This is a genomic window from Nocardioides sp. J9 (assembly GCF_007829375.1).
Classification (GTDB): Bacteria; Actinomycetota; Actinomycetes; order Propionibacteriales; family Nocardioidaceae; genus Nocardioides.
In genome coordinates this window covers 24753-47136 of record NZ_VLJQ01000059.1, presented here as the reverse complement: position 1 = coordinate 47136, position 22384 = coordinate 24753, and the positions used below count along the sequence as shown (strand labels likewise).

The 22384-nt window shown below is 70.4% G+C and carries 29 protein-coding genes; 17 read left to right on the top strand and 12 right to left on the bottom strand.

What is annotated here, in order from left to right:
- Nucleotides 1-16: 16 nt before the first annotated feature.
- From L615_RS23755 to L615_RS07530, 3 genes are all read right to left on the bottom strand, one after another.
- Nucleotides 17-472 (bottom strand): AlpA family transcriptional regulator, encoded by a 456-nt coding sequence (locus tag L615_RS23755; protein WP_222430482.1) that lies wholly within the window; start codon nt 470-472, stop codon nt 17-19.
- Nucleotides 473-537: 65 nt separating this feature from the next.
- Nucleotides 538-2115, bottom strand: a complete 1578-nt coding sequence (locus tag L615_RS07535) for a hypothetical protein (protein WP_145724680.1) — start codon at nt 2113-2115, stop codon at nt 538-540.
- On the bottom strand, nt 2105-2470 hold the full coding sequence (locus L615_RS07530) for a hypothetical protein (RefSeq protein ID WP_145724679.1): 366 nt from the start codon (nt 2468-2470) through the stop codon (nt 2105-2107). The genes L615_RS07535 and L615_RS07530 overlap by 11 nt, the downstream gene beginning before the upstream one ends.
- Nucleotides 2471-2718: 248 nt before the next feature.
- Here L615_RS07530 and L615_RS07525 point away from each other — a divergent pair, with 248 nt between their 5' ends.
- Nucleotides 2719-3555, top strand: coding sequence for a hypothetical protein (locus L615_RS07525; RefSeq protein WP_145724678.1), 837 nt, complete (start codon nt 2719-2721; stop codon nt 3553-3555).
- Between the two features lie 206 nt (nt 3556-3761).
- Here the strand turns inward: L615_RS07525 and L615_RS07520 are convergent, their stop codons facing one another.
- The 7 genes from L615_RS07520 to L615_RS07495 form a co-directional block, all read right to left on the bottom strand.
- Nucleotides 3762-3992, bottom strand: a complete 231-nt coding sequence (locus tag L615_RS07520; RefSeq protein ID WP_145724677.1) for a hypothetical protein — start codon at nt 3990-3992, stop codon at nt 3762-3764.
- A 130-nt stretch (nt 3993-4122) separates the two neighbouring features.
- Entirely contained in the window at nt 4123-4572 is a 450-nt protein-coding gene (locus L615_RS07515) for a hypothetical protein (protein WP_145724676.1), read from the bottom strand.
- Nucleotides 4573-4585: 13 nt separating this feature from the next.
- Complete coding sequence (locus L615_RS07510; RefSeq protein ID WP_261376594.1) at nt 4586-4903, bottom strand: thermonuclease family protein; 318 nt, start codon at nt 4901-4903, stop codon at nt 4586-4588.
- A gap of 202 nt (nt 4904-5105) precedes the next feature.
- On the bottom strand, nt 5106-6044 hold the full coding sequence (locus L615_RS07505) for a helix-turn-helix domain-containing protein (protein ID WP_145724674.1): 939 nt from the start codon (nt 6042-6044) through the stop codon (nt 5106-5108).
- Nucleotides 6045-6058: 14 nt separating this feature from the next.
- On the bottom strand, nt 6059-6733 hold the full coding sequence (locus L615_RS07500; protein ID WP_145724673.1) for a hypothetical protein: 675 nt from the start codon (nt 6731-6733) through the stop codon (nt 6059-6061).
- 38 nt (nt 6734-6771) lie between these two features.
- Complete coding sequence (locus L615_RS23180; protein ID WP_186449774.1) at nt 6772-6939, bottom strand: hypothetical protein; 168 nt, start codon at nt 6937-6939, stop codon at nt 6772-6774.
- Between the two features lie 134 nt (nt 6940-7073).
- The gene (locus L615_RS07495) at nt 7074-7481 is read right to left on the bottom strand and encodes a hypothetical protein (protein ID WP_145724672.1); all 408 of its coding nucleotides are present in this window, start codon (nt 7479-7481) and stop codon (nt 7074-7076) included.
- Between the two features lie 175 nt (nt 7482-7656).
- Here L615_RS07495 and L615_RS07490 point away from each other — a divergent pair, with 175 nt between their 5' ends.
- Complete coding sequence (locus tag L615_RS07490; protein WP_145724671.1) at nt 7657-7887, top strand: hypothetical protein; 231 nt, start codon at nt 7657-7659, stop codon at nt 7885-7887.
- A 38-nt stretch (nt 7888-7925) separates the two neighbouring features.
- Here L615_RS07490 and L615_RS07485 read toward each other — a convergent pair whose 3' ends face one another.
- Nucleotides 7926-8954: an ATP-binding protein gene (locus tag L615_RS07485; RefSeq protein ID WP_145724670.1), complete on the bottom strand. Its 1029-nt coding sequence runs from the start codon at nt 8952-8954 to the stop codon at nt 7926-7928.
- On the opposite strand from L615_RS07485, the gene L615_RS07480 reads away from it, so the two are divergent.
- Complete coding sequence (locus L615_RS07480) at nt 8941-9138, top strand: ATP-binding protein (protein ID WP_145724669.1); 198 nt, start codon at nt 8941-8943, stop codon at nt 9136-9138. The genes L615_RS07485 and L615_RS07480 overlap by 14 nt on opposite strands.
- 26 nt (nt 9139-9164) lie before the next feature.
- Here the strand turns inward: L615_RS07480 and L615_RS07475 are convergent, their stop codons facing one another.
- Nucleotides 9165-9557 carry a hypothetical protein gene (locus L615_RS07475; RefSeq protein ID WP_145724668.1) on the bottom strand — a complete coding sequence of 131 codons (393 nt, stop codon included), beginning with the start codon at nt 9555-9557 and terminating at the stop codon, nt 9165-9167.
- A 340-nt stretch (nt 9558-9897) separates the two neighbouring features.
- On the opposite strand from L615_RS07475, the gene L615_RS07470 reads away from it, so the two are divergent.
- From L615_RS07470 to L615_RS07405, 14 genes are all read left to right on the top strand, one after another.
- A complete protein-coding gene (locus L615_RS07470; protein ID WP_145724667.1) occupies nt 9898-10350 on the top strand; it encodes a helix-turn-helix transcriptional regulator in 453 nt (150 codons plus the stop codon).
- Nucleotides 10351-10867: 517 nt separating this feature from the next.
- Nucleotides 10868-11350, top strand: a complete 483-nt coding sequence (locus L615_RS07465; RefSeq protein ID WP_261376592.1) for an SAF domain-containing protein — start codon at nt 10868-10870, stop codon at nt 11348-11350.
- Between the two features lie 3 nt (nt 11351-11353).
- A complete protein-coding gene (locus L615_RS07460; RefSeq protein ID WP_145724665.1) occupies nt 11354-12196 on the top strand; it encodes a hypothetical protein in 843 nt (280 codons plus the stop codon).
- Complete coding sequence (locus L615_RS07455; RefSeq protein WP_145724664.1) at nt 12193-13899, top strand: CpaF family protein; 1707 nt, start codon at nt 12193-12195, stop codon at nt 13897-13899. Before L615_RS07460 ends, L615_RS07455 begins: the two co-directional genes overlap by 4 nt.
- Complete coding sequence (locus tag L615_RS07450) at nt 13896-14813, top strand: type II secretion system F family protein (RefSeq protein WP_145724663.1); 918 nt, start codon at nt 13896-13898, stop codon at nt 14811-14813. Before L615_RS07455 ends, L615_RS07450 begins: the two co-directional genes overlap by 4 nt.
- On the top strand, nt 14810-15727 hold the full coding sequence (locus L615_RS07445) for a type II secretion system F family protein (RefSeq protein WP_145724662.1): 918 nt from the start codon (nt 14810-14812) through the stop codon (nt 15725-15727). The genes L615_RS07450 and L615_RS07445 overlap by 4 nt, the downstream gene beginning before the upstream one ends.
- Before the next feature lie 56 nt (nt 15728-15783).
- Complete coding sequence (locus tag L615_RS07440) at nt 15784-15990, top strand: hypothetical protein (protein WP_145724661.1); 207 nt, start codon at nt 15784-15786, stop codon at nt 15988-15990.
- Between the two features lie 53 nt (nt 15991-16043).
- The gene (locus L615_RS07435) at nt 16044-16394 is read left to right on the top strand and encodes a TadE family protein (RefSeq protein ID WP_261376591.1); all 351 of its coding nucleotides are present in this window, start codon (nt 16044-16046) and stop codon (nt 16392-16394) included.
- Nucleotides 16391-16849, top strand: coding sequence for a TadE/TadG family type IV pilus assembly protein (locus L615_RS07430; protein WP_145724659.1), 459 nt, complete (start codon nt 16391-16393; stop codon nt 16847-16849). Before L615_RS07435 ends, L615_RS07430 begins: the two co-directional genes overlap by 4 nt.
- The gene (locus L615_RS07425; protein WP_261376590.1) at nt 16849-17283 is read left to right on the top strand and encodes a TadE/TadG family type IV pilus assembly protein; all 435 of its coding nucleotides are present in this window, start codon (nt 16849-16851) and stop codon (nt 17281-17283) included. Before L615_RS07430 ends, L615_RS07425 begins: the two co-directional genes overlap by 1 nt.
- Nucleotides 17280-20519 carry a LysM peptidoglycan-binding domain-containing protein gene (locus tag L615_RS07420; RefSeq protein WP_145724657.1) on the top strand — a complete coding sequence of 1080 codons (3240 nt, stop codon included), beginning with the start codon at nt 17280-17282 and terminating at the stop codon, nt 20517-20519. Before L615_RS07425 ends, L615_RS07420 begins: the two co-directional genes overlap by 4 nt.
- Nucleotides 20520-20541: 22 nt before the next feature.
- Nucleotides 20542-20817 (top strand): hypothetical protein, encoded by a 276-nt coding sequence (locus L615_RS07415; RefSeq protein ID WP_145724656.1) that lies wholly within the window; start codon nt 20542-20544, stop codon nt 20815-20817.
- The gene (locus L615_RS07410) at nt 20814-21377 is read left to right on the top strand and encodes a hypothetical protein (RefSeq protein ID WP_186449772.1); all 564 of its coding nucleotides are present in this window, start codon (nt 20814-20816) and stop codon (nt 21375-21377) included. Before L615_RS07415 ends, L615_RS07410 begins: the two co-directional genes overlap by 4 nt.
- A gap of 8 nt (nt 21378-21385) precedes the next feature.
- Complete coding sequence (locus L615_RS07405; RefSeq protein WP_145724654.1) at nt 21386-22267, top strand: hypothetical protein; 882 nt, start codon at nt 21386-21388, stop codon at nt 22265-22267.
- The last annotated feature ends 117 nt before the right edge of the window (nt 22268-22384 follow it).

Below are 22384 nucleotides of genomic sequence, written 5' to 3'. Positions count from 1 at the left end.
TCTTGACCTCTGAGCGCTAGCGATGCCGTGGACGGGACCGTCGTGACATGGAACCTAGCGTGCCGGAAGTTGATGACTGGTCGCCCCTCGAGCCCCGACCGTCGTGGTCGATGTCCACCTCCGCTTCGAGATCCAGTGCCTCGGCGTGGGCCTCGATCCATGCATCAAGATCCGAGCGGCGGTACCGCAGCGCGCCGCCCGCCTTCACTGCGCGCGGACCGAACCCCGGGCGTCGCGTGCGCCAGGTATAGAGCGTCGACTTCGCGATCCCGATGTAGGCAGCCGCTTGGGCAATGTTCATTGTGGCTGGGATGAGTGCGAGCCGGCCACGTTCTGCCGGGCGTGGCTCGACGGAAGGTGCCTTGGCGTGTTCGCTTATGTCTGTGACTGCATCCTCAGGGATGCGTTCGCGTTCCTGGGCAGCCAGCGTTCGGTAACCGCCGACGTTGAGGATCTCCCTCGCCTGTTCCATCTCGCGTCTCCTCCGACCTGGCTGTGGTGGATCTCGGTGGTCGCAGCCCACCTGGTGTCTGATGGTCACCTAAGTGGCCCGACAGGTGGTGAGCGATCAATGCCGGCAGCGGACTTTCTGCATGGCATGCCGCGGTCCGGCGAAGATGCCGGGGTGAAGTGGTCGCCAGGTTGCGCGTTGTCCGCTGCCGAGAGCCAAACGGGGCGAGGGCTACCGCCGCCGTTTGTGTGCGCCAGGATCGCAGAGGCTGCCGCGGCGGATGCCGCGGACGCGGTTGCCGTACTCGCCGAACGCAAGGCTTCCCGTACGGGCCGCGGCACCGTGACGGCGCGTCGGGCGAGGATGTCGGCGGGGGAGACCCATACGACGTCGCCCTCGGTCGGCGGAGTGGCAAGCCCGGCCTCGGCGTCGTTGTGGGCTCGGCGAGACATGGCTCGGGCCGGGCCGGTGAGGTTGGGGGCGTCTGCTTTCTCAGCGACGACGTGCGCGAGCTCGGAGCCAGCCTCGATCGCACGGAGCGTGGCCATGGTGGCCTGGGGGAGTCCTGGCCGGGTGGCGATGACCTGCGGTGTCGCGAGGGTGGTGGTGTCGTGGGTCATCTGGCGGTACGCGGCGCGGACCTCGGCGGCCGCGCGCGCCAAGGGTTCTTCGAGGCGAGCGCCCGGGGGAGCGAGGTCGCCCCAGCGGCTGGCCAGGTTGCTCCAGGAGCGGCCTGCTTCGGCGATCGCGGGGACCAGGCGGTCCGCAGGCTCGAGGATGCCGGCGGTGGCGGCCGCGTCGACGAGCACCATGCTGGCGCCGGCGATGAGTCCCTGGGTGCGGGTGATGAGCAGGATGTTGGCCGGCTCGATGTGGCGGGCCAGGGCGCGGTGTGACTGGATGTCCCAGTTGGCCAGGGCCTGCGCCAGGCGGCCGGGGTCGTCGACCGGCCTGATCGCCTCGCTGGCGAGGGCTTGGGCGAACTGGTCGGTCAGGTAGCTGCGTGCGGTGTTCTCGCATACCGACATTCGATCGACCCAGACCCCGGTGGGTGCGATCGCGTAGGGGGAGTGGTGCTGGGCCAGCTGGACCCGGCGGCCCGAGTCGCGGGCGTCGTTGACGCGGTCGCGGCCGTTGTCGTGCAGGGCGACGTTGACGGCGTGGGCGGTCAGGTAGAGACCGTGCATGATCCTGGTCCGGGCTGCCTCGAGGTCGCGGTGGGCCTCGGTCTGCTCGTGCGGGATCTCGGCGCCGTAGCGGCGCACGAGAGCCGCGGCGGTGAGGAGGGTCTGGGTGATCTGGTCGACGCGGGGGTTGGTCGGGCCCGGACCTGGCCAGGCCTTCCGGCCGGACAGGCTGGACTCGATGGTCGAGGCTTGCGCCGACAGGCTGGTGATGGGCCGATCGCGCTCGTCGATGCCAGGCCTGCGATCAGGTAGCGAGGCCCACAGGTCCTCCGCGGCCGCGACCATCGTCGGCCAGCTCCGCAGGAGCGTGTCGGCGTCATCGCCGGCGACGTCCATGAGCAGCTGGCGGGCCAGGTAGTCGACGTCGAAGAGCATCTCGCCGACGCTGCGTACGTCGTGCGAGGTCATCGGGATCTGGTCGACGTCGAAGAGCTCCTCGTCGATGTCGGCGTACGCCAGGCGCAGGTCAGTAGTCAAGGCCGCGGGCTTCCCGGATGAGGTCGCACAGGTCGACGACCAGCTGCGAGCCGTGGACCAGGTCCGGCTGATGCAGCGGTAGCGGGCGGGTCAGCTCCTCGGCGTCGGTGAGCAGCTGCAGGGGCGTGCGCTCCTCGAGGTCGGGGAGTGGGTCAACGTCGCGCAGCTCGTAGTCGTCGGGCAGCAGGGCGCTGGCCTGGGAGTGCGCCAGGTAGACACCCAGCCCGAGGTCGTGGAGCGGGGAGTCGGGGGCGGCCTCGTCGGCGTCGCTCCACACCTGGGCAGCGGCCTGGTGCAGCAGCTGGGCGATCGAGCCGAGGCGGTCCCAGGTGGCATCAGCGTTGAGGGTGTCCACGGGTGTTCCTTTCAGTCGGAGGTCGGTCTGCACCATGAACCCACGTCCCGGCCGCGGCCCGCTGCGCCGAGCGGCGGGGCTGTGGATAACTCGGGGTGCWGTCGGCACTTGGGCACAAACTGGTCTCGTTCGCCTATGTCGCTCGGCGGTTGCCGGACGATCACCGCGAGCAAAGTCAAGAGATCCGCACTAGTGCTGCAAGATGGAGGAGGGTCGAGATGAGGTTCCCGATGACCGTGCTGAGAGGCGTGACGCTGGCGCCGGCGCTGCTGGTGAGCTTCGTCCTCACCGTGGTGGTGTGCGCCCTGCTCCCGCCGGCGCTGGGCCTGGTGGCGTTCATGGCTGCGGGCGGCGTGCTGGTCGCGCTGGCGCTGGGGCAGGTGCAGGAGCCTGCGGTCGCGGCGTTGACCAGGTCGCGGCCGGCGACGGAGGCCGAGTTGCGGGTGATGGCGCCGGTGCTGGCCGAGCTGTGCGGCCGCGGTGTCGACGTCGGCGCGCTGTTCGTGCGCCGGATCCAGCGATCGAGCACCCCGGTGGCGGTGGCGATCGGCCGGCGCACCGTGGTGGTCAGCCCTGGGCTGGTCGAGGCGACGTACCGCGGCGCTGTGACCGGCACGGAGGCGGCCGCCGCGCTGGCTCATGCGGTCGGCCGGCGCCGGGCGATCCGGCCGTGTCTGGAGCTGGCCGTGCTCGCGGCGACGACGCCGTGGGGGCTGATGGTGACGACGTTCCGCGGCGTCGGCCGGGCGTTCGCCTGGCTTCCGTTCATGCGGCTGGCCTGGACGCTGCGCGGCGTCGTGGGGGTGATCTGCGTGGTGCAGTCGGTCGTCGAGGACCGGGCCTGGGCCGGTCTGCTCGGGGGCGCGGTCATCGCGGTGACCTATCTGGTACCGGCGGCCGGCCGGCGGATCGAGCTCCAAACGGAGGCCGAGGCGGACCAGTTCGTGCTCTCGCTCGGCCTCGGTCCCGTGCTGGCAGGTCTGCTGCGGCGCTACGGGCACCCGATGACCCTTGAGCGGATGCAGCGCTTGGAGACGGCCGTCGAGCAGCCTCAGCGGCCGCGGCTTCGCCTGGTGCACGGCTGAGGCTGCTCTCTGGCGGTGGGGCGGCCAGCGGCGGGTTACTCGTCGTCCTGGAAGCCGGACGTTGAGTGGTGCACGCAGCCGCGGCCGTCGCCCTCGTGCGGCTTGTGGTTCATGCAGGGCAGCGACCCCAGCTTGTGTGAGCAGTCGACCCAGCGGACGGTCGAGGATCTGGTTGTCGGCGCGAGTGCGGTAGCCATCGCGGCCTCCTATCGGCGCGGGCCGCGGCGGCGGCCGAGCTGGGGCGGCTGGTAGGCGGCGGTGTCGGTGTGGTCGTGCTGGCGGCCGGACCGATGGACCTGTGCGATCTCGGCGTCGGGGGAGGGGCCGGTGTCGGCGGCCGCGGCCTGGGCGGCTGCTTCCTCGCTGGCCCTGATCTCCTCGGCGCGCTCTCGTGCCTCTTCCTCGAGCGCGGCTTCCTCTCGAGCGGCGTCACTCATGTGGACTCCCATGGATCCCGTGGACCGGCACCGGCTGCGCCGGTCCTCCTGGTCACCTATGTGCGGACCGAGGGCCCGGGCGATCACCGGGGCCCGACTGGATTGGAAAGTCGCGGGGCCCTGCCGGTGCTCAGGCCGGCTGGGCCAGCAGCGTGGCGCCCAGCATCTGTGCCGTGTGCTCGAGGACGGCGTGGGAACCGGTCCCGCTCGTGTGGTCGCAGCACGGATGGGTGTCGAAGCCCTCGTCGACGACGATGCGGTGCAGCTGGCTTCCGCAGGCCCGACAACGCCGGTCGGTGTGGGTGGGGCACTGGTCGCCCGCCACGGCGCAGGGCAGGCACGCCGCGGGCGGCGGGGGAGTCACCTGGTGGTCGCGGTCCCAGTCGCGCCGCTGGCGCAGCAGCGTGGCGGTCTGTTGCCACAGCGCGTGCTCGAGCTGCGTCGGCGCCGGTCGGCCGAGCGCCTGGTCGACCGCCGCTTTGAGCAGCTGCTCCATGCAGCCGAGGACGCGTTCGTCGACGCCGCAGTTGTAGCACCACCGGGCCAGCGTCTTCGCGGCCGTTGTCAGCTGCTCGTCCATGCGCGGCCGTCCCTCAGCAGGTGCCCCACAGGCCGCTGTCGGCGTCCTGGGCATCGTCGTCGGCCGCGGAGTACGACTCTTCGCGGGCGAGGTCCTGGGCAGCCTCGTAGCGGCGTGCGGCGCCGCGGGCCAGGAGCTCCTGGGCTACGTCGACGCCGGCGTGGTCGACGTAGCGCAGCAACCGGTCGTATCGGTCGCGGTTGGGCTGGCCGCTGTCGGTGACCAGCTGGACGGTGCTGCCGACCGGCGCGAGCTCCTCGAGCAGGTCGGTTGCCTGATCGGCATAGCACTCCGCCGGTGCCGGTGGTTGGGCGACTTCGGGGGCGTCGATGCGAGCAGGCGGACTCGGCCGAGCTCGCGGCCGCCGAAGTCCTCGACGCGCAGCGTGTCCCCGTCGACCACGGCCGTCACGCGGACCTGGGTGGCCTTGCCCTCGGATGGGTCGGGGCCCGTGGAAGCGCCGGGGAGGGCTGCCTTGATGCCGCCGGCGGTGAGTACGGCGATCGCCGCGGCTGCGAGGCCGATGAGGGCCTTCATCGGGCGATCCTCAGCTGGGAACGCTCGCCGGCGATGGGAACCGCGCGCTCCTGCGCCCGGGCGCCGGGGGAGCGGTAGCCGGGCTCGGGGATCTGCTCGACGACCTCTGCCCCGCTCGTGCCGGTGTTGGCCGGCTCCTCGGGGAGCTCGGCGGCGATCTTCGCGGCCAGGTCGCGCAGCGGTGGGGTCTTCTCGATGCGCCCGGTCGCGTGGAGCACGGTGGTGTGGTCGCGGTCGAAGTGACGCGCGATCGTCGGCAGGCTGTGCCCGTGGATGCGGGCCGCCGTCATCGCTACCGCCCGGGCGTCCGCTGCCGCCCGGCTGCGGTCGGTACCCAGGAGGACCTCGGGCGTGGTGCCGAAGGCCTCCGCGGCCGCCACGACGGCCTGCTCGACGGGGCCATCAGGCTCGAAGGTCGACGCCGGCCGATCCTGGTGGAGGCTGACCACCGTGGCCTCGGGGCGGGGGAGCCGGGCGGTGTAGCGGTCGTTCACGTGCTCACTGACCCGGGCCGCGGCGTCGGCCAGCCGGGGGCGCTCGGCGGTGCGGCGCACGGCGTGGATCACCGAGCCGTGGTCCTTGTTGAAGTGCTCTGCGATCGCCGGCAGGGACAGGCCGACCTCGCGGGCGGCGGTCATGGCCACGGCGCGGGCGTCGCTGACCGGACGGCTGCGCTCGGCGCTCAGGATCGCCTCCGGCGTGGTGCCGAACATCGGTGCAGCCGCGTTGATGGCCAGCTCGCACACCGCAGCCGGGCCGGTTGCCGGCGCCGACGGCATGGTCTGGTCGACCTGGACGGCCAGGACCGTCACCAGCGACCGCAGCTGATCGGCGTCCAGCGGCGCGATCAGGTCGGCGACCTGGTCGTGCTGCCCGCGGCCGGCGGCATCGACGACGAGGCCAGCCAGCTGGCGGTCGCCCTGATCGAGGTCCATGCCCGTCCTCCCGCCTACCGCGCCGGCGACCCGCCGGCCGTGGCCGCCTGGCGAGGAACCTGGCCGCGGCCCTGCTCGGCTATACGCCGGCGGGCGTTGTCGGTGATCTCGCTGGCGATGCAGGCCGACTGCCGGGCGTTGGCCGCGGCGTGGTCGACGACGTTCTCGAGCAGGCGCACGTCTTCGTCGGCGCGGCCGAGCTCCTTTCCGGCGGTCGCGATGCTCCGCTCAAGGGTGACCGGCTCCAGCAGCGACGGCGGAGTCACGTGCTGGGCCGCCAGCTGCGCGCTGCCGACGTGCTGAGCGGTCAACTGGGCCATCGGCTTGGCCAGGTCGATCATCTCGCCCACGACGGCGAGGCGTGGCTTCAGCTGCGCGACCTCGCTGGCGAGCTCAGGATCGGAGGTGTCGGCGTCTTGGAGGAGACCGTGGGCATCGGCGATCGCCTGCGATGCACGCTCCAGGTGTCTGGTGAGTTCGCCGACCAGCTCGGCGTTGTCGCTGCAGCGCCGCTGCAGGCGGCTCAAGTGCTCGCCGGCGGCCTCGAGGTAGTAGTCACCGCGGTCACTGCTGAGGCGGGCCTTCGCAGAGTCGAGCTCGGCGTCATCGAGAACCCGGAGCGCGGAGCTGATCGTGGTGTGGAGCTCGTCGACGACCCGGCGGGCGCGTCCCGCGGCCTGCTCGGCCATGAAGACTGCGTCTGCGGCTTGCAGAGCGGTCTCGGGGGTCATGCCTGCTCACCGCCTCCCGTGTCGGACGGGGGCGTACTGCTCGACGGGGGCAGGATCTCGCGGAGGCGGTCGAGAGCCGCCAGGGCCTGCTCGAGGTGGTCGCGGGCCTCCTGAACCGGGTCACGGTCGGCCGCGGCGGAGGGAGAATCGGTGGGCGTGCTCACGGGCAGCTCCTTGGTTGACCGGGGTCATGTCTCAGTCACCAAAGGAAGGGCGACCCGCTCGGGCGATCACCGAGCGCGAAGAAATCTTGTGGGCCTCAGGCGCCGCGGTTCACCGAGGGCCGGGGACCACCAGGTCAGGGTTGGTTCCAGGGCATCGACTCCTGTCCGTCGTCGACGCCCTGGCTGATGATGTGCGCGGTGGCGTTGCGGGCGGCGTTCAGGTGCTTGTGGAGGTCGACCGCGAGTCCGCGGGCCTCCTCCAGGTGGAGACGCGCGACGCCGATCGCCATGGCTGGGTCGGATTCGTCGGTCATCGAGTCCATGCTGAGCACCTGGCCGGCCAATGCCTGTTCGAGCGTGCTGGAGAGCTGCGAGAACGTTTGGGGCAGCGCGGCCGCGAGGTCGGCGAACTCCGCGAGCTCGTCGGAGGTCTCGGCCGGGATCTGGTCGCGCGCCCACATCGTCGCGCGGTTGAAGCGGTAGACGTGTGCGCGGGCCGCCGTCGCGTGCCCGCTCGCCTCGAGCTGGTCGTTGTCGTCCACCAGGTTGCCCTTCCTGCCGAGCGGTCTCGCTGGCCTAAGTCTCGCGGTTCTCGTCGGCGTACGCGCGGCCGCCGACGGCGGGCTGTGGATAACCGCAGGGGTTCCCTCCGAGGTCCCCGGGCGGAGGACTGATCGACCATGGACGACAAGGCGGCCTTGATCGCGCGACGTGGCCATGGCGGCGGCCGCTTGGTTCAACGCTCCGGCCGACGTCGAGGCCTACCGCCGGCTCGCCGCCGGGGTGGGGAGTGGAACGCCTACAGTTGCACCGCAGCTGGAGGCCGGCGACGTCGACGAGCTCCTCGATGACCTCGCCGACGTGGCACCGCCGATGCCGCTGGTGGAGGGCGTCGACGAGCTCGAGACCGTCCTGCGCCGTCAAGCCCGGCGCCAGCTGGGGCCGTAGCGGAATCGCGGGCGCCGCTCAGGAATTGCCGGGGCAGTTCACGGCCGCCGGTGTTGTCGGGCGGCCCTGGGGGTTGCCTCCACTCCTTGTCGGTGTCGGGGAGTGTCGGCCGGTGGAAGCGCGATTTCAGGACCCCAGTGGCTGCTGGCGGCGTGCTCGCGCAGATAGTCCCGCAGGCCCGGGAGGGTGAAGTCGACCAGCCCGTGGCCCCGGGGCTCGATCACCTCCGCGGCGATCAGTCGCAGCCGGTACTGACCAGCGTAGGTGGCGTCGACGCCGAGGCGGGCGGCGATGTCGGCCATGCGGCTCGGACCGTCGTCGTGGGCCATGGCGGCCAGGAAGGAGCGGTCCACGTCGGAGAGGTCGGCCAGAGCGCTGGCATGGACGAGCTGCCCGACCTTGCGGCGCGCCTGGTCGACGCCGCGACGAGCTTGGTCGACGTCGATGGTCGCGGCGGTGCTGTCGGCCCGCCAAGCGTGCAGTCCGACGAGCTGGATCATGAACGGGTATCCGCCGGTGCCGGCCACGGCGACCTGCAGGGCGTCAGGAGTGATGTCTCGGCCCGCCTCACGGACGGGCACGGCGATCGCCGCGGCGACCTCCTCGGGCCGGACCGTGCGGAGGTGGCGACGGTCGGCGCGGCGCAGGAACGTCGAAACCTCATCGGAGAGCAGGTCGTCGACAGCGGAGGGCAGCCCGGCGCCGACGAAGGCGACGTTGCGGCGCTCGCGGAAGGCATGCTGAATCGTGGTTCCGAGCTCGCGTAGATCGTTCAGGCCCTTGCGGTGGACCTCGTCGACGGTGATGAGGACACCGCCGCCTCGCTCGGCCAGGAGGTCGGTCAGCAAGTTCAGCTGGGACCGCAGGCCCGGGCGGGGAGTGTGGCGCTCGGAGACCTCGCGGTCGGCGCCGAATCCGCCCGGGAGCGAGACGCCGGTCAGGCGCGACTCGGTCTGGCGGGGATCGACTTCACTCAGCAGGCGCGGCAGGTCCTCATGGATGATCCGGTCGATGAGGTTGGGCGTCGCGGTCTCAGAGATCACCAGCCATGGCGTGAACCCCTTCACCCCGACGTTCGGGACCAGTCCCCCGCTGCTGGTCGGCCGCGATACCGACCTGGACGACTTCCGCGAGGGGCTTCGGGGAGGCCCCGGATCGCCTGAGCGCGCCACGCTGGTCACTGGGCTGCGCGGCACAGGCAAGACGGTCATGCTCAACGCCTACGAGGACGTTGCCGGCGCGGAAGGCTAGACACCGTATCAACCTCTTTAACTCCTTTAAATATCGCCGCGAGCTTTAGCGGCCTTTAAACTCTTTAAACCTCGCCCGTCACGCGGGGTTCCCGTGCCGGGGTACGCCGAGGTTGCCGCCTGCGCACATCGACCGCGTCGAGAGCCGCCGACGCGCAGCGCCGTCGGGGCTCTCGGCCGCGGCCCGAGCTCGTCGACGTCGAGGCTCGCGGGCGGCGCCGGCTGGGCGCTCTGGCTGAGGGATTCGGCCAGGTCTTCGATCTCGGCTTCCAGGACCTGTTCGAGGAGGTCGGCGATGCTCGTGGGGGAGCCGTCTGACTCGGCCACCAGTGCGTCGGCCAGCTGATCGAGGGCGGCGTTGCCGCGGGCGGTGAAGGTGACGACACCGAGGACCGGGTTCTCGGCTGAGGAAGTGCTCATGGTCCACCTCGCTTTCTGGTCACCTAGGTGCGAAGGAGGTTGGTAAGCGATCAGCTCGATACGCGATACGAGGGGAATCCGGCGGCTATCAGGGGCGAACTCACTGCCCTGTGTGGGACTCGCAGCGGGTGGCCAGCGGGGCAAGGTCGCCGGGGGTGACACCGACGGTGCGCGCGATCTCGCGTTCTAGGTCATTCGCCGTGCGGCGAGGAGTGTCCGCGTCGCGAGCGGCGTCCTCACTGGGAGAGGCGGACGGGCTCCGCGGTCCCAGGTCGTCGGTCCGGGGCGGCCCAGACTGACCGATCCCGCAGACGATCGGTACCGCTAGTGTTCGTCGGTGATGGCCTCCGGAATCGACCCCAACGCGTTGAGGGCTGCTCGCGAGGAAGCGGGGTTGACTCAGCATGAGTTGGCGCGCCTGGTGGGGGCGGCCGGGGGTGAGCGCATCTCACGCTGGGAGTTGGGCACGTCAACTCCGCGCCCCGACTTTCTGGTCAGACTCGCCAAGGCCCTCGACATCCCCACGCGGCGGCTAATTCACCTCGACGGTGGTGTCCCCGATCTTCGAGCGCTCCGCCTGCAGGCAGGGCTCACCGTTCCCGAACTCGCCACCTCGGTGAACGTGGCTGTGCCGACCTATTACGCCTGGGAGCAAGGGCGCTGGACCCGACTCCCTGCACCACAGTCGCTCGAAGCGCTCGCCCGCGCACTCGGGGAGTCCGTCGAAGTGGTTGTCGCAGCATTCCATGAGGCGCAACGGCAACGCCGGCGCAGCGGGACTGCCTCGGCCTGAACGAGCTCGTAGGTGCAGGCGGGTTTGACCGTTATCCACAGGTGAGAAATTCGTTCCGGGAGCTCCGGACGATTTTGTGGTCCCATGGACTCCGGATCGTTCGGAGGCGTTGATGCTCGGTCCCATCGGGGGGATTGAGCCGCGCGACCCTCCGGTCAGGACTGGGCGATGGCATCTCGGAAGCGGTCACCTGTGGATAACGAGACGCTCGATAGAAATGCACTAGTGTGGCAGTATCGAGTTGGGCTCGCGCTGATCGCTCCGGGCCCGTCTTGACACGTAGGTGATCGAGACACGAGAGGACTCGGGATCCATGTCGCAGAACACCGCTCAAGGCCTGTCAGGCGAGGCAGCCCCCACCAGCCGACCCCTGCCCAATCTCAACAACAGTCCGCGACCACGGCCCAAGCGGCGCCGCAGACCATGGGTGTTCGCACTCTGTGGGGCCCTTGTCGCCGCAGGAGCGCTGGGGACCGCCTTCGCGTTCACATCGGTCAACGACACCCAAGAGGTCCTCGTGGTCAGCCAGGACATCATGCGGGGCGAGACCATCGAGGCCGGTGACCTCTCGGTTGTGCGGGTGAGCGTCGACCCGGCGCTGACCCCGGTCGCCGGGAGCCAGAAGGCCGAGCTCGAGGGCAGCCGCGCCGCCGTCGACCTGTGGGCCGGCACCCTGCTCACCGAGGAGGCCGTCACCGACAGCCTGGTGCCGGGGGAGGGGGAGTCCCTGGTGGGCATCAGCCTCACCCCGGCGCAGATGCCGTCCGAGCCGCTCTACTCCGGTGACTCCGTCCGGATCGTCACCACGCCCGGCGACCAGGGCGAGGTCACCAACGAGGACCCAGTCACGGTCGAGGCAGTCGTCGTTGGCGTTAGCCGCGTGCAGGAGACCGGCGAGACCGTAGTCGACGTCTCTGTCCCCAAGGGCGACGCCGCCGACCTGGCAGCCCGCGCCGCGACCGGACGGGTCGCACTCGTCCTGGACACGCGGGAGCGCTGACCAATGGCGCTGATCGTCCTGGCCTCCGCCAGCGGTTCGCCCGGCGTCTCCACCACGGCGCTGGGGCTCACCCTCAACTGGCACAGTCCCGTGCTCCTGGTCGACGCCGACCCGACCGGTTCCTCCGCGGTCTTCGCCGGCTACTTCCACGGCACCCAGGAGCCCACCGCCGGGCTGATCAACCTCGCCCTCGCGCTGCGCGAGGGGACACTGGCCGCCGCCCTTCCTCGCGAGACGCTGTTGTTGGACCCCGAGGCCCCGGTCGAGCGGGCGCCCTGGTTCCTGCCTGGCATCCGCGCCCACGAGCAGGCCCCGAGCCTGCTGCCTCTGTGGGAGCCGCTCGCCGAGCAGCTGCGCGCGCTGGACCGCAACGGGCAGGACGTCATCGTCGACGCCGGCCGGCTCGGTCTCGCGGGCTGGCCGCAGCCGCTCATCGCTGCCTCCGACCTGACCCTGCTGGTCACTCGCAGCTCACTGCCCGCGCTGGCCGGTGCCCGCTCGTGGGCCAAGTCGCTGCGCGACCAGTTCGCCGCCGTCGGTGGCCTCTCGCGACTCGGCCTCCTTCTCGTAGACGAGGACCGCCGCTGGCCGGCGATGCCCACGGGCGTCCCGCGGGTGCGTCCCTACACGGCGCGGCACATCGCCAAGGCGCTCCAGATCTCCGTCGCGGCATCGGTGGACTGGGATCCCGAGGCCGCCGAGGTCTACTCCCACGGCGCCCGCAAGCCGCGCAAGTTCGAGTCCTCCGACCTGGTGCGCAGCTACCGCACCGGAGCGTCCCTGATCCACTCCGTCCTCACCACCAACCAGGCCGCCCTCGCCCACCCGATCGGAGGCCGCGCATGACCACCAACGGACACCAGCCCGGAGCCCAGGGCCGCGAACCGCTCCGCGCCGACGAATGGCTCGCGGCGCGGCACGCAGACCGCAGCCCACGCTCCCCGTTCGCCCGCGGCCGCGGCACTAACGGCAACCAGCCGGCCACGCAGCCACCCCCACCGGCGCCGACCAGCGAGGACCACGACCCGACGTCGCTGCCGATCTTCGCCGGCGCCTGGACCAGCGAGGACCAGCTGCCGGGCCGCACCCGCTCGGACTTCACGCTCCGCCCGCTCGTCGCCAACCCCGACGACCAGCCATACGCGATCGCCGCCACCGACTACGATGGCGCAGACGTGGGTGAGGTCGAGCTGGACTGGGAGCTCATCGCCCAGTACCGGGCCGAGATCTCCTCCCGGCTGACCGCCCGGCTGGACAAGGAAGGCGGCCGGGTCACCGACGAGGACCGCGAGCAGATGGGCCTCGACGTCATCGAGGAGTTCATCAAGTCCGAAGCCGAGACCCTCGTCTCGACCGGCCGTCCGCCGTGGAGCCGCCAGCAGGAGAACGCCCTCAAGGCCGCGCTCAAGGCCGCACTGTTCGGTCTCGGACGACTGCAGCCGCTGGTCGAGCGCGAGGACGTGGAGAACATCATCGTCATCGCCCGCGGCCCCGAATGCGCCGTGTGGCTGGAGCTCGTCGACGGCACCCTGGTCGAGGCCGCCCCGATCGCCGACTCCGAGGACGAGCTGCGCGAGTTCCTCGCCGACCTCGGCTCCCGGCAGAACCGGCCCTTTACCGAAGCGCGTCCGCACCTGGACCTGCGCCTGCCCGGCGGCGCCCGGCTCGCGGCCGGCTCCTGGGTGATGGCCTACACCTCGGTGGTCATCCGCCGGCACGGGATGCGCGAGGTCTCGATGGACGAAATGGTCTACGACCGCAAGGCGTGCGGCGCGGTCCTGGCCGACTTCCTCGCCGCCTGCGTCCGCGCCGGCAAGAGCATCGTCGTCTCCGGCGTCCAGGGATCGGGCAAGACCACCTGGGTCCGCGCCCTGTGCTCGTGCATCCCACCCTGGGAGATGATCGGCACCTTCGAGACCGAGTTCGAGCTGCACCTGCACGAGCTGGTCGACCGACACAAGATCGTCCACGCCTGGGAGCACCGGCCCGGATCCGGCGAGGTCGGCATCGACGGCCGCCAGGCCGGTGAGTTCAGCCTCGAGGAGGCCATCCACCACTCCTTCCGGTTCAACCTCGCCCGCCAGATCGTCGGCGAGGTCCGCGGCCCGGAGGTCTGGAACATGCTCAAGACCATGGAGTCCGGCCCGGGCTCGATCAGCACCACCCACGCCCGCAGCGCCGAGCACACCATCGAGAAGCTCGTCTCCTGCGCCATGGAGAAGGGCCCCCAGGTCACCCGCGAACTCGCGATCAGCAAGCTCGCCGCCGCCATCGACATCGTGATGTACCTGCGCTCCGAAGTCGTCCCCAACGGCGACGGCACCTTCCGCAAGCAGCGCTGGGTCGAGGAGGTCCTGGTCGTCCAGCCCAGCATCGACGCAGCCCGCGGGTATGCGACCACCCCGATCTTCGCTCCGATTCAGCTTGGCCAGGCCGTCGCCACCGGGAAGCTCGACAACTTCCTCGCCCAGGAGCTCGCCCGCCACGGGTTCGACCTCGAGGCGTACAAGGCCGAATCCCAGGCAAACCCCGGGGTGGCGATCTCATGACCGCCTTCCTGCCCGCCGTCTTCGGGGCGCTCATCGTCATCGGCCTGATCGGCATGGTCTACGCGCTGATCCCCGCACCCCCGAAGCCGCCGCGGCCCGCCCGGACCCTCACCCCCTTCGGCCGGGCGGGTGGCTGGTTCACCCGACTCAACCCGCGCACCCGGATGCTGGTCATCGGCGGCGCTGTCGCCGGCCTCCTGGTCGCGCTGCTGACCGGCTGGGTGATCGCGATCGTGCTCGTCCCGGCCGCGATCGTCGGCATCCCGCTGCTGCTCTCACCCCCGCCGGCGGCCGCGAGCGTCGAGAAGCTCGAGGCGCTCGAGGAGTGGACCCGGTCACTGTCGGGCAAGCTGACGGCCGGCCAGTCGCTGCGCTCGGCTCTCATCAAATCGCTGCAGTCGGTGCCGGCGCCCATCGAGCGCGAGGTCGGCCTGATGGTCTCCCGGCTCTGGAACAACACCGCCACCACCGAGGACGTGCTGCGCGCCTTCGCCGAGGACCTCAACGACTCCACCGGCGACGTGGTGGCCAGCCAGCTGATCCTCGCCGCCAGCGGGCGCGGGCAGGCCGGCCTGGCCAAGGCGCTGGACGCCCTCGCCGAGACCGTCGCCGCCGACGTGCGCGCCCGCCGCCAGATCGCAGCGGACCAGGCCAAGCCGCGCACCACCGCGCGCACGGTCACCGTGATCACCCTCGGCGTCCTGGGCATGCTCGCCCTCACCGGCGACTACATCGAGCCGTACGGCAGCCCGCTCGGTCAGGTCATCCTCGCCGTCTTACTGACTGCCTACGTGGCCACGCTGCTGTGGATGCGCCGGATGGCGGTCGCCAAGCCGCTCCCGCGCTTCCTCGACCTCCAAGCCCGCAACGCGCACCGAGCGGCGCACGGGGAGAAGGAAGGAGCACTCGCATGACCGGCCTCCAGCTCGCGCTCGCCAGCGGCACCCTCCTCGGGCTCGCCGTTGCCCTGCTCGTGTGGCGCCTGGCCCCGTCCGACCCCGACCTCACCGACGCCCTGGACCGGCTCGCGCCCGGCCACGTCCTGCCCCGCCGCAGCGCCGGCCCGCTCGACGTCGATGAGAGCACCGAATCCGGATCGCTCGTCGACCGGATCGGCGTGTGGGCGATCAAGAGCCTGCCCGGGGGAGCGTGGGCACACACGCCCCGCAAGGACCTGGCCATCCTCCAGATCAGCGAGACCAGGTTCTACGGCGAGAAGGTCGTCTGGGCGCTACTCGGCCTGGCGATGCCGCCGCTGTTCGCGGCGTTCTTCGCGCTGATCGGGCTCCCGCTCCCGTTCGCGATCCCCACCTTCGGGTCGCTCGGGCTCGCCGCACTGTTCTGGTTCATGCCCAACTACAACGCCACTGACGACGCCAAGAAGGCCCGCATCGAGTTCAGCCGGGCCCTGGGCGCCTACATCGACATGGTCGCCACCGGAGTTCGCGACGGCTCCAGCGGCCAGCAGGCGCTGCGCTCCGCGGCCGAGGTCGGCGACACCTGGGTGTTCAAACGGATCGAGAGCGAGCTGCGCCGCGCCCGCTACATGACCCGCGCCCCCTGGGACTCCCTGCACGGGCTCGCCAATGACCTCGGCGTCCCCGAGCTCGCCGACCTCGCCGACATCATGCAGCAGTCCGGCCAGGACGGCGCCCAGATCTACAACAACCTCCGCGCCCGAGCCGCCGCACTCCGCTCGGCGATGCTCAGCGCCGAACTCGGGAAGGCCAACGCCGTCTCCGAGCGCATGTACATCCCCGCCAGCCTGCTCGGCATCGTCTTCATGGCGATCCTCGTCACCCCGTCGATGCTCCGATTCGCGACCTAACACCGACGTCAATCCCGGGACACCCCGAACTCCACCACCCAGAAAGGAACACCCCGATGTTGAAGCTCTTCATCACCCTCCAGGTGACGGCCCTCGCCGTGATCGCCAGCATGGAGGACCGCACCGTCAAGCACCGACGCGACGAGCGCGGCTCGGTCACGATCGAGCAGGTCATCTGGGCCGGCGCGGTCATCCTCATCGTCGGCATCGTCGTCGCGGCGATCAGGGCGTTCGTGACCAGCGAGGCCGGAAAGATCAAGTAGGTCCGTCCATGTTCTCTAGCTCTCGCCGCCGACGCCGGGACGAGCGTGGCTCAGTGGCCATCCAGATGGTCTTCCTGATGCCGGCGCTCTTCCTGGTGATGTTCCTCGGTGTCCAGGGCGCGCTGTACTACCACGCCCGCGAAGTAGCGCTCGCGGCCGCGCAGGAGGGCGCACGCGAGGCGGGCAGCGAGAACGGCACCCGCGAGTCCGGGGTGGCGACCGCGAACGGCTTCCTTCAGGACGCCGGCGGATCCGACGTGATGACGTCGACGAGCGTCTCCGGGTCACGGACCACGACAACGGCCACGATCACCGTCACCGGCAAGTCCATGAGCGTGATCCCCGGCTGGCACGTGACCGTCCGCCAGAGCGCCAGCGTCCCGGTCGAGAGGCTCACCGAATGATTGGGCAGAGCATCTGGGTGCGCGCCTTCAACCGCAGCCGGGACGAGCGCGGATCGGTGGCCATCGAGGCCGCGATCGGCGTCCCGGCCTTCGGGCTGTTCGTGGCGATGATCATCCTCGGCGGCCGCGTCGAGATCGCCAAGCAGTCCGTGGAAGCAGCCGCTTACGAGGCAGCACGGGCAGCCTCGATCGAGCGAACCCAGAGCGAGGCGATCGCCGCAGGGAGGTCCTCGGCCGCAAGCAGCCTGCACGACCAGGACGTGAACTGCACCAGCACAAACATCACGGTCAACGCTGCGGCGTTCAACGCGCCGATCGGGAACACCGCACAGGTGAACGTCACGGTGACCTGCACGGTCAACCTGTCGGACCTGAGCATCCCCGGCGTACCCGGCACCCGCACGATCACCGCAACCGCGAGCAGCCCCGTCGACGCCTACCGGGAGCGCCGATGATGAGGCACCCGGTCCGACGACAGCGCGACGAACGCGGCGCCATCAGCGTCTGGTTCGCCACCGCGTCACTGGTGATGATCATCCTGGTCGGGATGACCGTCGACGTCGGCGGCAAGGTGCACGCCCAGCAGCAGGCACGCAGTGCCGCGGCCCAGGCCGCCCGCACCGGCGCCCAAGAGGTCCAGGGCTCGACCGCCATCCGCGGCGAGGAGCTCCGCGTCGACATCAACGCCGCCAAGTCCGCCGCGCAGGGCTACCTCAACGCCGCCGGCGTGGAGGGCAGCGTCACCGTCGTCAACGGCGACACCCTGATCGTGCGCACCACCGACACCTACGACAGCAAGTTCCTCGGGATCATCGGGCTGGACTCGATGAGGGTCACCGGGGAGGCGTCTGCACGGCTCATCCGCGCCCAAGGAGGCACCGAACGATGACTACGCCCACCCTGCGCCAGCGGCTGACCGGGCTCCTCGCCACGGTCGCCGTCCTCGGCATCATCATCGGCCTGCCGGCCCTCTTTCTCGCGATCGGAGCCAACCCGATCCCCGACCAGGCGCCGAGCTGGGAGAGCGTCAAGGACGCACTCCTCGCACCCGACGACGGCACCCTGATCCTGGGCCTGTTCAAGGTGATCGGCTGGGCCGCGTGGGCCTTCATGACCCTCAGCCTGGTGGTGGAGACCATCGCCCGGCTCCGCAGGGCCGAGGCGCCCAAGCTGCCGGGTCTTGGCCGCCCGCAGGCCGCGGCCCACGGACTGATCGGACTCGCTGCCCTGCTGTTCATCGCAGCGCCGATCGCCGCACAGGCCGCCAACGCCGGTCCGGCCGCCGCGTCCGCGCCGGCGACGGTGGGACATGTCCAGGCCGGGACCCTCGACCAGACGTCCGCCCAGCACGGCGTGAACGTCGAGGCGAAGCAGGAGCGCGCGACGGTCGATCACTCGGTCAAGCCGGGGGAGAGCCTGTGGTCGATCGCTGAGGACCACTTCGGTGACGGCGCGCGCTACAAGGAGATCGCCGAGCTCAACCGAAACCTCCTCGGCTCCCGACCCAGCTTCCTCGAGCCCGGCTGGGTGCTCAGGCTGCCAGCCCCGGACAGCGGAACGCCGGCGCACGCCTACACCGTGCAACCCAACGACACACTCAGCGACATCGCCCACGACGAGCTCGGCGACGCCGACCGGTGGCCGGAGATCTACAAGGCCTCCACCGGCATCACCCAGCCCGGCGGCGCCCACCTCGCCGACCCCGACGTGATCGACGTCGGCTGGAAGCTCAACATCCCCGGAGCCCAGACACCTGCCGGTCACGACGACCGGCAGCACCAGCCGCAGCCTCGCGAGGACAAGCCCGAGATCCCCGCCGAGCCCAAGACCGAGCAGCAGCCGATCGACCCGCCGACCGAGGAGACGCCGCCGCTCCCCGAGACCGAGGCGCCGGAGACCGCCGCACCCGAGGTCCCGCAGGTCGAGGAGCCGACGGCGCCGGCCGCCGACGTCGACCAGGTCGACGAAGCCGACGACTCGATCCTCGAGGCGCCCTGGGTCCTCGCCGGTCTCACCGGCGGGGGCGTGCTGCTGTCCGGGGCACTGCTGATGGCGCTGCGGTCCCGTCGGCGCTCGGCCTACCGGAACCGGCCGCCGGGTCGAGCGATCGCCGCCCCGCCACCCGAGCTGGCGCCGGTGGAGATGACGCTGAACGCGACCGGTGCCGCCGCGGCCGCCACCGTGGAGTTCGCCGACGAGGCCCTGCGGCGCCTCGCGGCCGCGGTCGGAGCCCAGGGCACCACGATGCCGCCGCTGGCGGCCGTCGAGCTCGCGAAGGGCAAGCTGACGATGCACCTGAGCGCCCCGGCCGCCGTCCCGGGTCCCTGGGTGGGCAGCCCCGACCAGACCCACTGGAACGTCAGCACGGACATCGCGGTGGAGGACCTCGGTCCCGACACCGGCAACGTCGAGCCGCCCTACCCGCTGCTGGCCACCATCGGCATGAGCGACACCGGCGAGACGTGGCTGCTGAACTGCGAGGAGCTCTCCACGCTGACAATCAGCGGAGACCCCACCTACGGCCGCGACTTCGCCCGCCACCTCGCTGCTCAGCTGGCCGTCAACCCGTGGTCGCGCCGCGTCCAGGTCGACTGCATCGGCGTAGCCGAAGAGACCGTCGCCATGGACGAGCGGATCACCTACTACCCGACCGGTGCGGCCGGGACGCCCGCGACCGCGGAGATCCTCGCCGCCGCGGTGACCACGGTCGACCGAGCGAAGCGACACGACACCGATGTGTCCACGGCCCGCACCGGCAGCGTCGACGACGACACCTGGCCCGCCAGGATGCTGCTCCTCGATGCCGCAGCCGGAGACCCCGACGACCTCGAGCAGCTGCTGCAGCTGGTCAACGATCACGTCGGACAGTCCGCGACCTCCATCGTCGTCGCCGGCGAACGGCCGAACACGCCCGGCGCGGTGTTGCACATGACCAACACCGGTCGCGTCGTCCTCGAGCACGTCGGCCTCAACCTCGTCGCCGTCGGCCTCACCAGCGACGAGGCCAGTGGCTGCGCTCTGGTCTACGCCCAGAGCGAGACCCCGGAGTACGTCGACACTCCCGTGGACGAGACCGCCACCGAAGGCTGGGAGGCCTACACCGACTCCTCCGGAGCTCTGCGTCGCGAGTTCACCCTGCCCCGCAACACCCCCGAGGGAGCCGTCGACGAGCCGCTGTCCTCACTGCTCGAGGGCGAGGACGAGGAGTACATCCGCGAGAGCGCGATCGTGCAGGAGGACCTCGAGGCCCTGGCGCCGAAGGTGCCCGCCCACGTCCGCGCCGAGGTCGAGGAGAAGGACCCCACCCTCGACCAGGACATCGCCGACTGGTTCTCGCCCCACTGCGACCGCCCGCGGCTCACCCTGCTCGGCCCGGTCACCGCACGCACTCACGGCAAGGCACTCGCCAAGCGCAAGCCCTACTTCACCGAGCTCCTGGCGTTCCTCGCCCTGCGCCGCAAGCACGGCGCCACCCGCGAGCAGATCCGCGAGGCCTTCTCCATCTCCGACGGCAAGGTGCGCGACTACACCAACATCGTCCGCGACTGGCTCGGTCCTAACTCCCGCACCGGCGAGGACCACCTGCCCTACGCGGACAAGGCACCGGCCGCCAAGCTCACCGGGGTCAACGTCTACCAGGTCGACGACGGCCTGCTCGTCGACCTTGACCTCTTCATCCGCCTCCGCAAGCGCGGGCAGAGTCGAGGCGGCGCCGAGGGTGTCGCCGACCTCTGCACTGCGCTCGAGCTCGTCGGGGAGGCCCAGCCGTTCAGCCAGCTGCGCGAGGAAGGATGGGCATGGCTCGCCAACGAGCCTGACCGCGTCGACCTCATGGCGGGCGGGTGGATCGCCGACGTCGCCCTCATTGTCGTCACCGAGGCGCTCGCGGCCGGCGACCTGATCAAGGCCCGCTCCGCCGCCTACGTCGCCAACCGCGCAGACCCCGACGGCGAGAGCACCCGACTGTGCCTTGCCCACGTCATGAAGGCCGAGGGCGACCAGCTCGAGGCCGACCGGATCCTGCGCGAAGAGATCTGCAACCGGTCCGACGACGGCGACGCACCCATGGAATTGTCCGAGCGCACGAAGACCATCATCCGTACACACGGCTGGCTCGCGAGCTGACTCGGGAAGGGAGCACCAGCACATGACAACGTTCGACCAGGAACTCACCGGCCGATACGTCGCGGCCGGCGGCGACCGCCCCGACCTCGACGCCCGCCGCGTCGCGCGGGCCGTGTTCGTGCGCGACACCGTCCGCACGCTCTACAACGCCGACAAGAATTTCGGTATCGACCCCACCGACAACGGCTCGCTGGCCGAGCTCGTCGACGCAGCCGAAGAACACCTCGAGCACATTGCCAACGACGTCAGCCAACGGTCAGTAATGGCGTCGCCCACCACAGGAGGAGACACCACATGAGGAAGCACCACTCCGCACTCGGGGGAGTGGCCCTCGCCCTCGCCCTGATTCTCACGGGCTGCGGCGGCGACGACAACGAGCCCAAGGTCCAGGACACCCCGAGCCAGTCCCCCTCGCCGACACCCACCAGCACGCCGACTCCGAAGACACCGGAGGAGAAGGCGGCGGACCAGCTGACGAACTACCTCGACGTGCGCGACCTGGCGTACCGAAAGCGCGACATCAACTTCAAGACCCTCAATCCCGTCGCCACGGGGGACGAGTTCCTCCAGCTGCAGCACGTCGTCGCCAGCATGATGAATGAGAACGTCACGGTCACCGGTCAGTACGGGCACACACTCGCGGATCCACGGAACCGCGGGGCCTCGATCCTGATCATCGATTGCGAGGACCGCTCGAACGTGACATGGAAGAACGACGGGGCTGTCCGTCAGCCAGATTTCACCAACCCCAACGGCGACCCGCTACGGAACCCTGCGCCGGTCGAGTACACCCTGGTCAAGGACAAGGGTGCGTGGAAGGTCTCTGACTCCGACCTCCTGTGGGACCAGCCATGCTGAGGAAACTATTGGCCTTCATCGTGGCCTTGGCGGGGTCGCTCGTAATCGTGATGGTCACCGCCTCAGCAGCGAGCGCCGACTGCGTGGCGGACCCAGTTACGGGAGAAGTCCACTGCGAGGACGAGGACGACGGCGACGACGGAGGAAATGACGGAGGCGACGGAGGCTCGTCGACGTGCTCGACCTCGTCCGGCACCGAGATCCCGTGCACTGGCCCAGGCGGTTCGGTGTGGAGCAGCAGCCACCAATGCTGGGTCGGCGATGTCTGGGACCCGGGTGGCGAGGGCGCTCAGCCGCCGCCCGGTCAGACGAACCAGGACGGTGCGTGGCACATCTGCTATTGGCCGCCTCCTGGGTCCTCGTGGGATCCCGTCTGGATCCAGAACGGGGAAGTCACCATCGACCCCGTGGTCCTCGCTCAGCGCGCGATCGCCTCGATGGACCTGGATCCCATCCAGATCGGCATCGTCCCCGAATCGGGTCCGAACCGGGTTGGCCTTGTCGGGCTGCCGGTGTGGATGTGGGTCGACAGCCCGACGGACGACACCTTCGGCCCGATCACTGCATCGGCCAGCGAGGGGTCGGTGTCGGTCAGTGCCACCGCCAGCGTCTCCAACATCGTCTGGGACATGGGCGACGGGACCACGGTGACCTGCACAGGCGAGGGCACCCCGTACGCCGACCACTACGGCAAGCAGGACTCGCCGACGTGTGGGCACCGCTACGAGAAGATGTCGACGGACCAGCCCGATGGGTCCTACCAGGTCACCGCCACGAGCCACTGGGTCGTCGAGTGGACCGGCGGCGGGCAGTCCGGAACCATCGAGTTCGACCTGACCACCGCCGCGCTTCCTACCCGAATCGGTGAGGCCCAGGTGCTGACCCAGTGAGCGGTCAGTAGTCACTCAGCGACCACAGGAGACAGGTCCCCGTCCTCGGAGCAGGACGGGGACCTGTTCTCGTTCTAACGGCCTCGAGTCGAGCCCGGCCGACGCGAGCATTCCGGC

What these genes read in the sequence shown, in the direction of transcription:
- L615_RS23755 (WP_222430482.1), bottom strand. Translation starts at nt 472, where the DNA reads ATGGAACAGGCGAGGGAGATCCTCAACGTCGGCGGTTACCGAACGCTG.
- L615_RS07520 (WP_145724677.1), bottom strand. Translation starts at nt 3,992, where the DNA reads ATGAGTGACGCCGCTCGAGAGGAAGCCGCGCTCGAGGAAGAGGCACGA.
- L615_RS07515 (WP_145724676.1), bottom strand. Translation starts at nt 4,572, where the DNA reads ATGGACGAGCAGCTGACAACGGCCGCGAAGACGCTGGCCCGGTGGTGC.
- L615_RS07505 (WP_145724674.1), bottom strand. Translation starts at nt 6,044, where the DNA reads ATGGACCTCGATCAGGGCGACCGCCAGCTGGCTGGCCTCGTCGTCGAT.
- L615_RS07500 (WP_145724673.1), bottom strand. Translation starts at nt 6,733, where the DNA reads ATGGCCGAGCAGGCCGCGGGACGCGCCCGCCGGGTCGTCGACGAGCTC.
- L615_RS07490 (WP_145724671.1), top strand. Translation starts at nt 7,657, where the DNA reads ATGGCGGCGGCCGCTTGGTTCAACGCTCCGGCCGACGTCGAGGCCTAC.
- L615_RS07475 (WP_145724668.1), bottom strand. Translation starts at nt 9,557, where the DNA reads ATGAGCACTTCCTCAGCCGAGAACCCGGTCCTCGGTGTCGTCACCTTC.
- L615_RS07470 (WP_145724667.1), top strand. Translation starts at nt 9,898, where the DNA reads ATGGCCTCCGGAATCGACCCCAACGCGTTGAGGGCTGCTCGCGAGGAA.
- L615_RS07460 (WP_145724665.1), top strand. Translation starts at nt 11,354, where the DNA reads ATGGCGCTGATCGTCCTGGCCTCCGCCAGCGGTTCGCCCGGCGTCTCC.
- L615_RS07455 (WP_145724664.1), top strand. Translation starts at nt 12,193, where the DNA reads ATGACCACCAACGGACACCAGCCCGGAGCCCAGGGCCGCGAACCGCTC.
- L615_RS07450 (WP_145724663.1), top strand. Translation starts at nt 13,896, where the DNA reads ATGACCGCCTTCCTGCCCGCCGTCTTCGGGGCGCTCATCGTCATCGGC.
- L615_RS07445 (WP_145724662.1), top strand. Translation starts at nt 14,810, where the DNA reads ATGACCGGCCTCCAGCTCGCGCTCGCCAGCGGCACCCTCCTCGGGCTC.
- L615_RS07440 (WP_145724661.1), top strand. Translation starts at nt 15,784, where the DNA reads ATGTTGAAGCTCTTCATCACCCTCCAGGTGACGGCCCTCGCCGTGATC.
- L615_RS07430 (WP_145724659.1), top strand. Translation starts at nt 16,391, where the DNA reads ATGATTGGGCAGAGCATCTGGGTGCGCGCCTTCAACCGCAGCCGGGAC.
- L615_RS07425 (WP_261376590.1), top strand. Translation starts at nt 16,849, where the DNA reads ATGAGGCACCCGGTCCGACGACAGCGCGACGAACGCGGCGCCATCAGC.
- L615_RS07420 (WP_145724657.1), top strand. Translation starts at nt 17,280, where the DNA reads ATGACTACGCCCACCCTGCGCCAGCGGCTGACCGGGCTCCTCGCCACG.
- L615_RS07415 (WP_145724656.1), top strand. Translation starts at nt 20,542, where the DNA reads ATGACAACGTTCGACCAGGAACTCACCGGCCGATACGTCGCGGCCGGC.
- L615_RS07410 (WP_186449772.1), top strand. Translation starts at nt 20,814, where the DNA reads ATGAGGAAGCACCACTCCGCACTCGGGGGAGTGGCCCTCGCCCTCGCC.